At 44.1% G+C, this 14,310-nt stretch carries 11 protein-coding genes; all 11 read right to left on the reverse strand.

What is annotated here, in order from left to right:
* Positions 1-162: 162 nt before the first annotated feature.
* Positions 163-1,914, reverse strand: coding sequence for a sigma-54 dependent transcriptional regulator (locus tag Q0779_RS06665; protein WP_298770796.1), 1,752 nt, complete (start codon positions 1,912-1,914; stop codon positions 163-165).
* The gene (locus tag Q0779_RS06670) at positions 1,911-3,206 is read right to left on the reverse strand and encodes a PAS domain-containing sensor histidine kinase (RefSeq protein WP_298770798.1); all 1,296 of its coding nucleotides are present in this window, start codon (positions 3,204-3,206) and stop codon (positions 1,911-1,913) included. The genes Q0779_RS06665 and Q0779_RS06670 overlap by 4 nt, the downstream gene beginning before the upstream one ends.
* 260 nt (positions 3,207-3,466) lie before the next feature.
* On the reverse strand, positions 3,467-4,897 hold the full coding sequence (locus Q0779_RS06675; RefSeq protein ID WP_298770800.1) for a sigma-54-dependent Fis family transcriptional regulator: 1,431 nt from the start codon (positions 4,895-4,897) through the stop codon (positions 3,467-3,469).
* A gap of 275 nt (positions 4,898-5,172) precedes the next feature.
* Positions 5,173-5,574, reverse strand: a complete 402-nt coding sequence (fliS, locus tag Q0779_RS06680) for a flagellar export chaperone FliS (protein ID WP_298770802.1) — start codon at positions 5,572-5,574, stop codon at positions 5,173-5,175.
* Between the two features lie 8 nt (positions 5,575-5,582).
* The gene (locus tag Q0779_RS06685; RefSeq protein WP_298770804.1) at positions 5,583-5,948 is read right to left on the reverse strand and encodes a hypothetical protein; all 366 of its coding nucleotides are present in this window, start codon (positions 5,946-5,948) and stop codon (positions 5,583-5,585) included.
* A gap of 115 nt (positions 5,949-6,063) precedes the next feature.
* Positions 6,064-7,428, reverse strand: coding sequence for a flagellar filament capping protein FliD (gene fliD, locus Q0779_RS06690; RefSeq protein WP_298770807.1), 1,365 nt, complete (start codon positions 7,426-7,428; stop codon positions 6,064-6,066).
* A 58-nt stretch (positions 7,429-7,486) separates the two neighbouring features.
* A complete protein-coding gene (locus Q0779_RS06695; RefSeq protein ID WP_298770809.1) occupies positions 7,487-7,906 on the reverse strand; it encodes a flagellar protein FlaG in 420 nt (139 codons plus the stop codon).
* Positions 7,907-8,118: 212 nt separating this feature from the next.
* A complete protein-coding gene (locus Q0779_RS06700; RefSeq protein WP_298770810.1) occupies positions 8,119-9,540 on the reverse strand; it encodes a flagellin in 1,422 nt (473 codons plus the stop codon).
* A gap of 202 nt (positions 9,541-9,742) precedes the next feature.
* Positions 9,743-10,945, reverse strand: coding sequence for a flagellar hook-associated protein FlgL (gene flgL, locus Q0779_RS06705; RefSeq protein WP_298770812.1), 1,203 nt, complete (start codon positions 10,943-10,945; stop codon positions 9,743-9,745).
* A 182-nt stretch (positions 10,946-11,127) separates the two neighbouring features.
* A complete protein-coding gene (gene flgK, locus Q0779_RS06710; RefSeq protein WP_298770814.1) occupies positions 11,128-13,062 on the reverse strand; it encodes a flagellar hook-associated protein FlgK in 1,935 nt (644 codons plus the stop codon).
* Between the two features lie 106 nt (positions 13,063-13,168).
* On the reverse strand, positions 13,169-14,305 hold the full coding sequence (gene flgJ / locus Q0779_RS06715; RefSeq protein WP_298770816.1) for a flagellar assembly peptidoglycan hydrolase FlgJ: 1,137 nt from the start codon (positions 14,303-14,305) through the stop codon (positions 13,169-13,171).
* Between the last annotated feature and the right edge of the window lie 5 nt (positions 14,306-14,310).

A 14,310-nucleotide genomic window follows, 5' to 3' on the forward strand; every position in this document is an offset into this window, starting at 1 on the left:
GCGCAGCTTAATATCTCATACCCCAGTGTGAATGGGAATTCACGACCTTAGCCTGCGGCAGCAATTCATACAACTAAGGTGGCGTATTCCAAACACACTGACCAAAGAAACAAAAAGTCAAAATAACCTCTTACCAAAGGTGTTCTATTGGTAGAACACCCATCATCCTGATGGTATCACCATCCCTAAGTCTCGCATTTTTGCCATCTTATACCTCAGGGTGCGAGGGCTGATCCCCAGTTTTTCTGCCACGGATTTTCGCTGACCTTGAAAATGGTGCAAGGTGTCTAAAATAAGCTGGTATTCTTGACTCTGTTTCTGAACGCTAAACTGGGCCAACTGCCCTTGTTGCTTTTGGCGGGCTTGTTGATCTTGGCTCGATTGTACTGTTTGGAATAACTGGCTCTCGTCTGCTAACTCACATCGCTCACACAAATAAGCCGTCTTATTTTCAGCAGACTCACTGTCTGCACCATGGCTAAAAGCCGTCTCCTTAAAGCTAGGCTCACTGGCAGCTAATCCCGTTATCTTATCTATCTTATCTATCTTAGCGGCTTGTCCTATTTGTCCGTAATCAATGTCTGCTTGAATAACTTTAACCTGTTCATGTTCCTGTTCCTGTTCCTGTTCCTGTTCCTGTTCCTGTTCATGCAGACTCTCTTGCCAATCATCATGAAGGAGTAGTGCTTGCGGCTCTATGACTTGGCTCTCGGCGACAATTAAGGCCCTTTGTATGACATTATCCAACTCTCTCACATTACCCGGCCAACCATAAGCCAATAAGCGTTCTTTAGCCCGCTCACTCAATGTTACCTGTAAAGACGGCTCTGCATGGCACTGCAGCAGATGCTCAGCCAAGGGCAATATGTCTTTTGTTCTGTCTTTAAGGGCTGGCCAAGTGAGGGGGAACACATTAATGCGGTAATAGAGATCTTCTCGAAAGCTGCCATCAGACACGCATTGCTGTAAATCACGATTGGATGTGGCTATAACCCGCACATCCAATTGAATGGTTTTTTTGCCACCAAGCCGTTCAAGTTCGCGCTCTTGTAATACCCGCAGTAACTTGGCTTGCAAGGCCAGTGGCATTTCTGATATTTCATCCAATAAAATACTGCCACCTTGGGCCTGCTCAAACTTACCGGGACTGGCTGCGTGGGCGCCAGTAAAAGCCCCTTTCTCATACCCAAACAAGGTAGCTTCTAGCATAGTATCTGGAATTGCCGCACAATTGATGGCCACGAAAGGCTGCATCGCTCGTTCACTTGACTCATGAATGTAGCGTGCTAACACCTCTTTTCCTGTGCCACTTGGCCCTAAGATCATGACTGAAGCCGTTGAGCGAGCCACTTTTTGGGCTAAGGTTAACAAGGCGAGACTTTTGTCATCGGCTGCGATGACCTGCCCTTTTGCCTGTTTTTTTAACGTTTCTTTTGTCTGTCCTTTTACTTTAGGGGGGATCATTGATATTGGATCACGCTGATCCAGAGGTGTTGATGCATTCGCGTTTGCTTGAATATGGTGAGCCACTTGCTTAAGCAAGACTTGCGAGGAAAAAGGCTTAGGTAAGTAATCCACCGCGCCTTGCTTAATCGCGGCAATAGCCGCATCAATACTGGCATAGGCCGTCATTAATAATAGCGGGATTGTGCTAAACTCGGATTGCACCTTAGCTTGTATATGCGCTTGCATCTGGCTTTGCATATAGCGCAATAATCCCATGCCCCCCACACCTTGCATTTGCACATCGCTGATCACCAAATCGATGCGATGAGCCTGTTGTTTTAAAAAAATAATCGCCTCTTCGGCGCAGCTGACACTGTGGCATTCATAGTCTGCTAATAATAAAGTATCGGTTAACGCCTCACGTAACGTCTCATCATCCTCAACCAATAACAATCTGCCTTGACTCATTCCAAAACTCCCTTTTTATCGACAGCAACATGCTTTTTCAGCGGCTTTAAAAAACGCAATAACACTCGACAACCTTTCACCTCACCTTCTTGTCTGTTGACGATAGTCAGCTCTCCCTCATGTTTTGTCATCACATTTCGAACCACACTCAAGCCCAGTCCGGTTCCTTGCTTTTTAGTGGTAAAAAAGGGCCGATTTTGATGCTTAAGTTGTTGCATGAGCGTTGAATCAACCAGCCCGCAGCCATCATCAATGATCTCCACCACAAGATGTGAGCCATCCTCATAAGCATATAAGTCAATGTTTGACGCTCCCGCTTCAATACTGTTCATGAGCACATTATTGATGGCTGACACTAATGCGGGTTCATCGGCAAGAAGCCAGCCTTGGCTATGCCCGCCATTAACAGCATGCTCCAAGACATTTTCAAAGGCATTTTCAAAGGACAGCTGACATTGTTTTTTTTGCGCTATAGGCGTGCAATTATCAAGCACTTTCTCAATAATATGCCCAATGCTTATGTTTCTTTTTATTTGCAAAGACTGGCCTTTAACCGTTAACAACATATCACTGACTTGATGCTCCAATTCGGCGAGTCTATTGAGCAATTTTTTTTGAAATTTATCTCGCATTGATTGGGTGATGTGGCGGTGACTTAAATTTTCTGCATATAAGATCGCAGCAGTCAACGGCGTGCGAATTTGATGGGCCAATGTGGCCACCATCTTACCTAATGCAGAGAGTCTTTGCAGGTGAGACACGTTCTTTTGCAGTTGACGGGTCTCAGTCAGATCCGTCAATACAATCAATTGCCCCGGCTCTGGGGTTAACGGACGAATGGCAATACTCACTCGTCGACCTGAACGCAGCGACACTTCATAACCATCATCATTTTGGGGGACAAATGCTGTTTTAATGATCTTCCTCCATGGTCTCCCCACTAATTGCCCCTGCAAAGGCGAGCCACTCAAAGCCTCATCAATCAAGACTGCTTCATCCTGTACTGCCTTGCCTGAAACGTTTTGCAGCAGCAACTCACAGGCCACAAGGTTCACTTGTTCTATCACGCCATTGGCATTCAAAATCACAATCCCCGAAGGCATCGCATGTAAAATATGCGTCATGCGATTATCAAGCGCTTTAGACGAGTTAAGAGCAACAGATCCAAGAAAATTATTCTGCGTCATATGATCTTGAGTCTCTTTTAAACTCGCCGTGTTCACAAACGATTTTTTGATCGAAGAATTGACTGAGATTGGAACTTCTGATGGCTCTAATAAAGGTTCTAACATAGGGACTCCGTCAAAAAACTGCTTATCCTTGCCATTATTACGCATATTCCAGTCTATTAAGCAGATCCCATACCAAGTCAGCACAGCTGATTAAATGGGCCCAATCCCTATCAAAAAAACCAGCAATACAACCAAAAGCCACTCAATCCAACCACCAAGGTTCAGTTCAAGCATAAAAAATGCCCAACAAACTGAGTTCATTGGGCATTTGATATTATATTATTAAGCAAGGATCCATAGGATTATAAAAACATCATACTTCAGTCTTTGCTTAAGCCATATTTTCGCATTTTTTCAACTAAGGTGGTGCGGCGGATCCCCAACATTTCAGCGGCTCTTGCCACCACATTATCTTGTTGATCCAGTGCTTGGCGGATCATATCAATCTCAAGCTCAGCCAACATATCCTTTAAATTCACCCCCTCAGCAGGCAGCTCACTTGGAAAACGCGTATCTGGAATATCAATGGGCTCATCGCTAAAAATAGAAGCCAGCGCATCACGCTCTAATTGCTCTTCACTGACTTCCACGCTGTATTCAGGCACATCAATATGACGGTATTTAACTGGCAAATCATTCACATCCACTAATCCGCCAGGATACAGTATGGTCAAACGCTCAATTAAATTAGATAATTCACGCACATTACCTGACCAACCGTGCTCTTTTAACGATTCGATGGCTCTTTGTGTAAAACGCACACGGCCTCGCCCTTCGTTAAACACCCGACTCACCAACTCTTGCAATAACAGCGGAATGTCTTCTTTTCGCTGGCACAGTGCCGGCATTTCGATAGGAAAGACATTCAGGCGATAATAAAGATCTTCTCTAAAATCACCCGCTTCAATCATCGCCTCCAGATTACGATGGGTTGCAGCCACCACTCTCACATCAGAAATAATTGACTTGCTGCCTCCGACACGTTCAAAGACTTTCTCTTGCAATACCCGTAATAATTTGACTTGCATTTGCAACGGCATATCGCCAATTTCATCTAAGAAAAGCGTGCCTTTTTCTGCCAGTTCAAACCGCCCTTTACGGGTACTGATCGCCCCGGTAAAGGAGCCTTTTTCGTGTCCAAACAACTCACTTTCAAGCAATTCTGGCGGTATCGCACCGCAATTCACCGGAATAAAAGGCCCACTGCGGCGACCCGATAAATAGTGAATATTACGCGCCACCACCTCTTTGCCAGTGCCTGATTGGCCTAACACCAACACAGTCGCATCAGAGCTTGCCACTTGATTAATCAAGTGCCTCACATTGGCAATACCTTCACTGCGGCCAACTAAACTTCTAAATAACTTGGTTTGATTGGCACTGGTTGGCACTTCTGGACGCTTAATTTGACCAAACACTTGACAAAAGTGAAGCAGCTCAGTTAATTGTGGATAATTTAAGGGTTCTTCAATGCAGCCCAAAATATTTGAAGCCTTAGTCTCTTCAAATTGCCCTAAAAGCAGTATGGGCTGCCAAGGTATTTTAGTCGCCAAAGACGGCAGCGAGACAGATAACTGCGTTGCTGCTGGAATAACAACCGCTCTAAAGCGAGTTAACTTGGTATAATGCTCGAGCTTATCCATATCGATAAACTCGACTTTTTCACCCAAGAACTCAAATACGCAAGATAAGCGATTGGTTCGATCTGATTGGCTACCGACAAGTAAAATTCTTTGATCTGTTTGCATCATTCAGTACGGCCATAAAGTGCAAATATTGCTTCGCATTAATTATTAGTGTTGGTTGCTTAAATAATTGTGTATTACATTAACAAACTACACACAATCATTGTGAGAATGAATAGTGTATTATCAGCTGCATATAAGCAAGCCTCTAATGAGATTTATCAGCTTCTCTCCCGTGTTTAGCCCAAAAAAACACCTAAACGCTCAAAATACGTCATATTATTGACTCCTGACAAGGAAATAATATGTCAACAAGCTGGCAACTACTCGACCAAAGTCTGTTACTGCTTCGATGATAATTGATGCATTTCTGGCGGGATCGTATCCCAACCTTCTTTGATTACTTTTAAAATCTCCATTACATCATCAATGGCTTTCACATCATTATTCATATTGGCTGCAGACATTTGCTGCAACATGAAATCATACAAGGCATTGAGATTATTAGCGACTTCACCTTCAACTTCCATGTTTAAACTGCCATTTAACCCCGACACTATGCTAATGGCCTTACCGATGGCTTCCCCCTTTTTAGCCAGATCATTCTGCTCAATGGCACACCTTGCTTGGGCTAATCGCTCCAGTGCACCTGCAAATAACATTTGAATGATCTTATGGGGTGAAGCAACACTTATACCACTCTCAACAGATACCTTACGATATGATTGTAAAGAACTTCTCATATGACTCCCTACTTAGTTGTCGCTATCGTTTGATAAACATTTAGCTGACGTTTACTTTTATGACTAAATTGTAACGCAGATGAATAATGCGATAAAATCGTTTTCGCCTGCGTCTGAAACGTTTGCGTTAACTTAAGTTGCGCCCGTAAAGAAGACTCACTCCACTGGACATCATTAGAGTCTTGTACGAGCCCTAAGGTTAACTGCTGCTCTCTTTGTAAAATAAGGTTCTGTAACTTAACTATATTATTTTCATCAATAGCATTGTTCTCTGCGACATTCATCAAATCATCTAACAGGATCTGGATAGTCCTATTCAGTGAAAGTAATGTTTGCTCGCACTTCTCCTCGCACTTCAGTATGTGATTTTCCATCGTAGGATCCTTAGACACAATCCTAAAAGCCTTGTTTCAAATGTTAGTATAATGATACTAACTAGCACATTTATACGGTTCAAAAGCAGGATAAAAATCCCGCATTCTAATGACGCTATTCATTATTTGACACCACACCGGGCAAGGAATTAAGGCGCTCTTGTAACTGACTCGATTGTGAATTCAAACTGCCCACGACTAAGTCCATGGCATTATATTGTTTGAATAAACGTGACTCATAGGCCGCCATTTTTAATGCAAATTGCTCGCGAGTGTCCGTTAATCGACTGAGCTGATTATCTATGGTTTCATCTCGAGCGTCTAAAATCCCGCCCGCTTGCACGTAACTGTCGGCAAAACTGTCAAGCTTAAAAGCCAGTCCCGTCTCTTCAGTACTAAAGAGTGCGCTGATATCGCTTAATCCTGACTCCAGCGCGCTGTCCAATATGCTGTCATTGACCTCAAGGGTCCCCTCTAATGTGGTGGTGACACCGATTGATGCTAAGGTTAAGGCTTGACTGGGCGTATCATAACTATTCGATATCATTCCTCTAAGCTGGCTTTGCATGCTACGAGGCAATGCATCACCTTGTAATATTCCTGCTTGCCGAGTGTCTGCGTTATAGCCTGACAAGCCATTAATGGTCGTCATCAAGGTATTGTAGGATTCCACAAAGGTGTTAATCTGACTTTTAACGCCACTGGTATTAGGCTCAACCTTAAGCACCGTCGTCTCATCAAGATCCGCCTCTTTTAACGTAAACGTGACGCCAGTGATGGCATTTTCGACAGTATTTGAGCTTGACGTCACTTCGATGTCATCAATAGTGATAATTGCATCTTTCGCTGCGCTCAGCTCAGTCATAGTAAAAGTGTCACTAATGCCTGTGCCACCATCAGTATCACTGCCGGTCACTGTGATTTGATTGTCTACCCCGGTTTCAGTGGACGTCATGATAAGCTGAGGACCATTATCACCATTAATGATAGTGGCGGTAACTCCCGTGTTATTCTCACTGGTATTAATCTTGTTCATCACAGCTTCAAGAGAATCATCAGCGGCCACTTCAATATCAAAGTGCTCACCATTCACATCAATATTAATATTGCCTTCACCCAATGCTGCGCTGCTATCACTCACTGAAACTGAACCAATTTTTTGACTTTCAGCCAGTTGCTTCACCTGCAATTGATAACTCCCCGCGACTGCGGTTTCATCGACACTGGCACTTAAATAAGTACTTTTAGATAAACTGCTTTTTTGCGTCAAAAACGTATTAGGATCCGTTAAATCTTTAAGCGTTGTTTGAAATTCAGAAATGGCGCTTTTCAGCGAGCCTACAGCCGATATTTGTGCATTATATTTTCCTTCATCCACATCGAACTTGGCGGTTTTAGGGGCACTTTCTGCACCAACCAGCGCCGAGACGATACCGTTAATATCCATGCCTGAACCAATACCCACTGACGTAATTGCCATTCCCTTCCCCTTTATGCCTTGCTAGCTAGTTACAAATACTCGCGTCAAATGCTAACTTTTATACTTGAGTGTCAATCAATAACCCTTTTATCTCATCAAGCTTTTGAGACAAGATTAAGGCTTCCTCACTAGAAAGCGCTCGAATGAAGGTGCCAGACTCACGATCGATAATTCGAATCACCTCTAACCCACTTGCGTCATCAACACTAAATTGCAACGCCGTACGCTGCACCGCTTGCATGCTTGACAATGAATAGAGTAGATCTTGTAACCGCACTTGAGTCGACTGAAACCTGTCAAGCTTATTGACTTGCTCAACCCTTTGTTCAACCCCTTGCACAACTTGACCGTTTGATTTGCCATTCGCTTGCCCAGGTGTTGATGAGTCATCATCTGTTTTATTTTGCCCGCTCACGACCTCAATGGGCGTCACTGTGCTTAATGCTGTTAATAGAGACTCTGTGACATCAATTTCCATGGTATTTCCTTTTGAATAAGCGATTAAACAAAACAAAAAACAGGTATCGATACCACAAAGCCATCATCACTTTATCGATAAAGCTGAAAAGGAGAGCCTATGCTCTCCTTTTATATTCAAGCATTTAGCAAAAACCAACACGCTTATGCCTAATGCTCAAAGATCCATGCCTAACGAATAGTGCTTAACTATTCTCACTTAACCTAAAAACATTAACCTAAAAGCGACAACGCGGTTTGTGGCAATTGATTCGCTTGCGCAAGCATAGACGATGAAGTTTGCGACAAAATTTGTTGCTTCGTTAAGTCTGCCGTTTCTTTGGCAAAATCCACATCCTGAATACGGCTACGTGCATCCGATACATTGGTTTGAATATTGCTTAAGTTATTTATGGTAAAGTTCATGCGATTTTGCACCGCGCCTAAATCGGCGCGTTGAGAATCAATCGCACCAATCGCCGCATCAATCACAGCTAATGCATCTTGCGCACCTGTGGCTGACGTGATATCCACATCTTTAACACTTGAAAGCGAGGAGTTGCCTCCCGCTGCCGTGATCACACCCGCATTACCACCTGCTGATGTAACAGAAAATGAATCATCCGCAGAAAATGATAATTCTGAGTTCACAACAACACCTGCTGCATCAACGGTTGCATTAGCACCTGCAGTACCATTGGTTACAGTAGCCATTTGCAAAGTACCACCAGCAGGCCCAACTGCTTTTATACCCGCAACATCGTCAGCTTCAATGGATAATAATCCTGTAGAGGAGTCATAGCTGGCAGAATAACCATCTTTACCAATATCGGTTGCAAGCTCTTCTAAACTGCCGTTATAGCTGCCTAGATCATATGAAGTATCACCAATCTCAAGCGTCCCAGTATCCGCTGCAGTAAAGCCTGATAATTGCACGCTCGCACTCGCTTGGGCAGTTATTCCTGTATTTAATCCATTTAACGCTTCTGCGGCAGCTTGGGCATCCATAGCAGAGATATCCGTCGCAACAGACGTGCCACTTGGACCACTTAATACAATGTCTGTTGCAGCTGTCGCTGTTCCATAAGCAGTACCAGCCGCAGCATCGGCACCAAATTCAGTACCCGCCCCCGACATTTGATGTTGACCTATCGCATTAGCCGACACATCACTAATCGACAGAGAAATGGTTTCATTGGCATTTGAACCCACTTGAAAGCTCTGTGTGCCATAACTGCCATCCAATAACTTTTGGCCACCAAAAGACGTCGTGTCAGCAATACGGGTTAATTCCGTTTGCAGCGCACTGATTTCTTTTTGCATGGAATCGCGGTCATCTTGAGAATTTGAGCCGTTAGCCGATTGCAATGACAAGTCACGCATACGTTGTAAAATATTAGTGGACTCTTGCATTGAGCCTTCGGCAGTTTGCGCAATGGAAATACCGTCGTTGGCATTACGCATAGCCACACCAATACCATTAATTTGGCTGGTCATACGGTTAGAAATTTGTAGGCCGGCTGCATCATCTTTTGCACTATTGATACGCAATCCTGAAGACAGACGCTCCATTGAGGTTTTTAGGCCGTTGTTCGCACTGTTTAGGTTGCCTTGAGACTTCATTGAAGTGACATTGGTATTGACTGTAATCGCCATGGTTAATTCCTCTTTACCTAGCTTTCGCTAGCCTTAACTACTGCCTGTCTACTCAAGTCAGGCGACTGAATTTGGTACTATAATTTCCTAATTACAATCACTTTAACGGCAGCAAAGAGTTAAGCTTTAGGCCTTTTTTACAAATACGCAAAAAAATGATGATTCAGCAATATCCTTGTCTATAGTTCGTTTGATAACTCAATCATAAATAATCAAATAATGACACAGCGTTGACTCGACTAAACAGCTGTGAGGCAGCATTCAACGACAATTGCTGTTTTTCAAACTCAGTGATGGCGCTGGCAATGTCTAAATCTTCTAACAAGGACAAGGCTGACGTATTCACCAGCTGAGTGTTAATATGCACGTCTTTAGCGTTATCTAATGCATTTAAATCATTGCCCGCTTGTGAGCGCCCTAATGCTAACTGCGCTTGACCACTATCAATATTATTTAACAGCTGATTAAATGTGGCTTGCCCTTGAGGGCTATTCACCGCTTCTCCAGTGTCAAGCAAGGTTATCATGTCACTTAAGTTATCAAATAGATTACTACTGGACTCAGGATTTAACATCACCGAATCCCCCCCCAAAGGCGCGCCTTCTAATTGCACTGTTAAGCCATTAAGCGTCATTGGCTGCGTTGCATCAATATTTGTCAGGCGCGTCACGCTACCTGATGGGTCGGTCACATCAAGATCCAAACCGCCTAAGCCATTATCAATAAAATCATATTGGTATTGCCCTGATGTATGCGTCGTACTGTCACTAATTTTAGCGCTTGTTACACTAAATGTGCCTTGCTGGGCAGAGGAATAGTCTGCGCTGTAATCTCCCATCGCATTGGGCACCTTCATAAATACACTGTCGCCCGCAATGTTCGTGGCTAACGTGCTTTCAGATGCAATGAGGGTCTCTCTCACCCCCGCGTCTCCACTGTAATGCATATCGCCATTGCTATCGAAGGCAAAAGGCGTCACGTCAGTCTTAAAGCCTGAAAAAATGCTATTACCTGCACTGTCTTTGGTATTGGCTAAATCCACCAATTGCTCGAGACTCGATGTTAACTCATCGGTTAACGCTTGCCTGTCTAAATCACTTAGACTGCCATTGACCCCTTGAAGCATTTTATCGCGCATGCTCTGTACCAGGTTTTCGATACTCCCAAGGGTGCTTTCCGTCACCGATAACCGCCCCGTTGCAATATCGATATTACTGATATATTGCTCAGCTTGAGTACTTTGCTGTTTAATATTATCAATGGCAATGGCGGCCACAGGTGCATCACCTGCGGTTGACACTTTCTTGCCTGACGATATTTGGCCTAAAATCTCATTCGCATTTGACTGATGTTTCAGTACACTCGATGAGGTTTGATTGAACATTTGCGCGGTGGATATTCTCATCACTATTTCCTTAACTTCACTATTTTCTTAGCGTCATGATTTCCGTCAGCTCATTATGACTCGGTGACGAAACAGCTGAATATGGAGTGATTTAACACGGTATTGGTCATCTATTCAGTCATATCGATAAAAGAGAACCTCGACCCCATTGAAGATGCACTATCAAGTGGCTTGAGGATCAATTAACGCAGCGAATTATAAAGCGTGTCGAAAATTTCTGTCGCCACCGTCATAATTTTCGCCGAAGCCGAGTAGGCTTGTTGATAACGCATTAAATTGGCCGCCTCTTCATCTAAGTTAACGCCGGATGTCGACTGCACTCTGTCATAGGCTTGCGCATACACAGCATCAGCGGCCGTAACCCCCACCTCTGCTGTTTTTGTCTCGCTGCCAATGGCCAGCTTAGTGTTTTCATACACATCTGTTAATGTGTCTTGTCCACCATTCATCAGCCTTAATTCACTTAACGCGGCCATTTGCACTAAGTTGGTATTGTCGCCTGCTGATTGCGATAAATCGAAGGTAAAACGTTCGGTGCCTGTCGCGCTAGAGTCAATATCAAAGCTAAAGCCATAGGCGCTGATACTTGGAGGGGTATAGCTTGCTGCAGCGCCTAAAGACACGCCATCAACATCAAAGACCTCAAAGGTATTTGCGCTAAGATCAATACTGAAGGTTAACTCTGAACCCGTCACAGGAAAACCAATGGCATTGGTATCATCAATACTGCTTAAGGTGAGTGTCGTATTTCCACTGTTACCCTCATCAGGAGTCACTTTAGGACGGCCACTGGCAATAGCCGCAGGCGAGCTCATCACCACATCAAAACCGCTTGCAGCCCCTGCCGTTGGCCGCAACATAAAGGTATCGTTTGAAGCTAGGACGCCACTGTCAATATCAAGACTAAAACCATTGGCTCCCTCAAGGGTATTACCATTTAACGTTAAAGACGATGTCTCTCCGGTATTCGTGTCGGTTAATGCATAACTTGCAGACGAAGTAAACACTAACTTATATTCAGTCCCCGTCAATGCCGATGCATCATGAATATTCACACTCAAACTCGCCGTTCCCGTGTTATCACTCAATGCGCCTACGCGCCCAAAAGCCATTGTCGATGCGTTAATATCGGTAAATAGGTTCTGACCAAGTGCACCACTTAAGTCTATCCCTTGAGTTTGTAACGAATTAAACGCATCGCTGATCCCCAAGGCCATTTTGTCAAGCTCAAGAGCGGCAGGCGTTAACACATCATCTCTAAAATCGGCAAGCGCACCTAATGTTCCCCCCAAAGAGGCAATATCCACATTAATGCGACTGCCATCACCGCTCCCTTTATTATCATTGGTCGCGAGTATGTTAATGTCACCGGGAAAAGGATCCCCCAAAGTGGTCGACAAAGACATCGCCACTTCACCAGACACTAACATGACTGAGCCACCCAACATCACGCTTTTGGCTCCCGTATCCAGCTCAACGACATTGACCTGAGCATATTCACTCAATTCTTTAATCAGGTTATCTTGAGCATCAAGCAACTGAGCATTATCGCCTGTTGATTTCATCAACTCATTATTGATATTGGCAATTTCACTGCTGATGGCATTAACCCGCTCAGTAATAGCGACAATTTCATCATTGGTTTGCTGCATTTGTCCATCAAGCGATGTATGCATTTGTGACATGCTGCTGGCCAATTGTTCCGCTTGACTAAGCACATTGGTGCGCAGCCCTAAATCATCTGGCGAGTCAGCCAAGCTGTTTAGACTCGCGTATAAATCATTGAGCCCTTGTACCGTCGCCTGACCTGCCGATGAATATAATTGATCCAGCTCAGACGCTTTTGTATAACGGGTTTGCGCAGCGCTGACTGCCGTTTGGCCGATACGCAGTTCTTTAACGGCATAGTCATTATAAATACGTTTAACGTCATTGACGTAGGTGCCCGTACCGTAAAAATTGCCTCCGAAAGATTGAGCGTCAAGACTGGACTGAGAAGCCACTTGGCGATGATAACCTTCCGTATTGGCATTGGTGATGTTATTACTGGTAACGGCCAATTGCGATTGAGCGGCTTGCACACCTGTTCGAGCAATATTAAGTAAATCGACTGCCATAAACAGGCTCCTTTTTTATAGAACGACTAATGACCCATATTAAGTTAACGACCAGTCACGCCGATCCTTGACCTTTTTTCAAATAATTATCTCAACATAACAATCTTTATCTCAATACCGCTTTAGGTAATAGATCTTGAGTAATGGATTTCAAGACTCTCATGATTTTATGGGTATATTGAGGATCCGTCGCGTAACCTGCATCTTGCAAGCCTTGTATAAAGGTCTGTGGCGTATTGGCATTTTGCATCACGGCTTGATAGCGTTCCTGTTGCGTTAATACATTCACAAAATCATCAAAGCTGTGTTTGATATCATCATAGACGCGAAATGAGGCTGGCTGCTTGACCTGATTCCCCTGCTCAAACTCCAGCGTATCCACTACAGCGGTCTGCCCTTGCCAGCTCAAACCCGCCTTAATGTTAAACAGGTTATGACTCGTATCGCCTGCTTGGGTCTGAATGATTTTTTGTCCCCAGCCCGTTTCCAATGCCGACTGAGCCAATAAGACTTCCGCTTGGGTGCCTAACCGCTTCGCCGCCTCAACGGCATAAGGATACAATGTAGCCACAAAGGCGGCTGGACTCGATACTTGAGAAGCTGCGCTGGCTTCTTTTGTTTCCAAGCTTGGCTCGACGCTACCATTCACACTTTCATTTAGACTTGCATTCATACCATTATTTATACCTGCATTTATAAGAGCCGTGTTATGCACAGTATTCGTAGCAGTGATAGCATTAGGCACTGGCAAATGTTGAGCCAGTGCCATCTTTCGCTGACCCTTTTCCAGCATATTAGGTGTGAGTGGATCGAGTAAATGAGACTTGAAAGAAAGTGGATCCTGCTTCGCAATATTGTCCTGTATGGACACATGAGGCGTAAAGTTTGTGGCGTTATGATCGGCTCTTAATACCGATGCAGGTAACTGTTGACTGGTTTGCGGCGAGAGTTGTTGTACCATTAAGTCCGATAAGCCTAACATGCCTTCACTGGATAAATTCAATGACATCTGTTGATCGTGCATCTGCTCATAAAATTGAGTGTATTGACTGTTCAATGGGCTATCGGCTTCAAACACTTTATTGGCATCACGCATGCTTTTCATCAACATTTGCACAAAAATGCCTTCAAACTGCTGAGCCACTTGTTTTAATGCCTCAGGATCTTCTTTTTGGCTTTTTGAACGTAAAGCCGCAAAGCTATTCAAGTCTAAAAATTGTGATGCATCAGCGAGTTTATCCATATATC

The sequence above is a fragment of the uncultured Shewanella sp. genome, assembly GCF_947491715.1.
In the GTDB taxonomy this organism is placed as follows: domain Bacteria; phylum Pseudomonadota; class Gammaproteobacteria; order Enterobacterales; family Shewanellaceae; genus Shewanella.

Coding starts and splice junctions, on each gene's coding strand:
- fliD (WP_298770807.1), bottom strand. CDS start 7,428: ATGGCAATTACGTCAGTGGGTATTGGTTCAGGCATGGATATTAACGGT.
- flgJ (WP_298770816.1), bottom strand. CDS start 14,305: ATGGATAAACTCGCTGATGCATCACAATTTTTAGACTTGAATAGCTTT.
- fliS (WP_298770802.1), bottom strand. CDS start 5,574: ATGAGAAGTTCTTTACAATCATATCGTAAGGTATCTGTTGAGAGTGGT.
- flgL (WP_298770812.1), bottom strand. CDS start 10,945: ATGAGAATATCCACCGCGCAAATGTTCAATCAAACCTCATCGAGTGTA.
- Q0779_RS06670 (WP_298770798.1), bottom strand. CDS start 3,206: ATGTTAGAACCTTTATTAGAGCCATCAGAAGTTCCAATCTCAGTCAAT.
- Q0779_RS06700 (WP_298770810.1), bottom strand. CDS start 9,540: ATGGCGATTACAGTCAATACCAATGTCACTTCAATGAAGTCTCAAGGC.
- Q0779_RS06675 (WP_298770800.1), bottom strand. CDS start 4,897: ATGATGCAAACAGATCAAAGAATTTTACTTGTCGGTAGCCAATCAGAT.
- flgK (WP_298770814.1), bottom strand. CDS start 13,062: ATGGCAGTCGATTTACTTAATATTGCTCGAACAGGTGTGCAAGCCGCT.
- Q0779_RS06665 (WP_298770796.1), bottom strand. CDS start 1,914: ATGAGTCAAGGCAGATTGTTATTGGTTGAGGATGATGAGACGTTACGT.
- Q0779_RS06695 (WP_298770809.1), bottom strand. CDS start 7,906: ATGGAAATTGATGTCACAGAGTCTCTATTAACAGCATTAAGCACAGTG.
- Q0779_RS06685 (WP_298770804.1), bottom strand. CDS start 5,948: ATGGAAAATCACATACTGAAGTGCGAGGAGAAGTGCGAGCAAACATTA.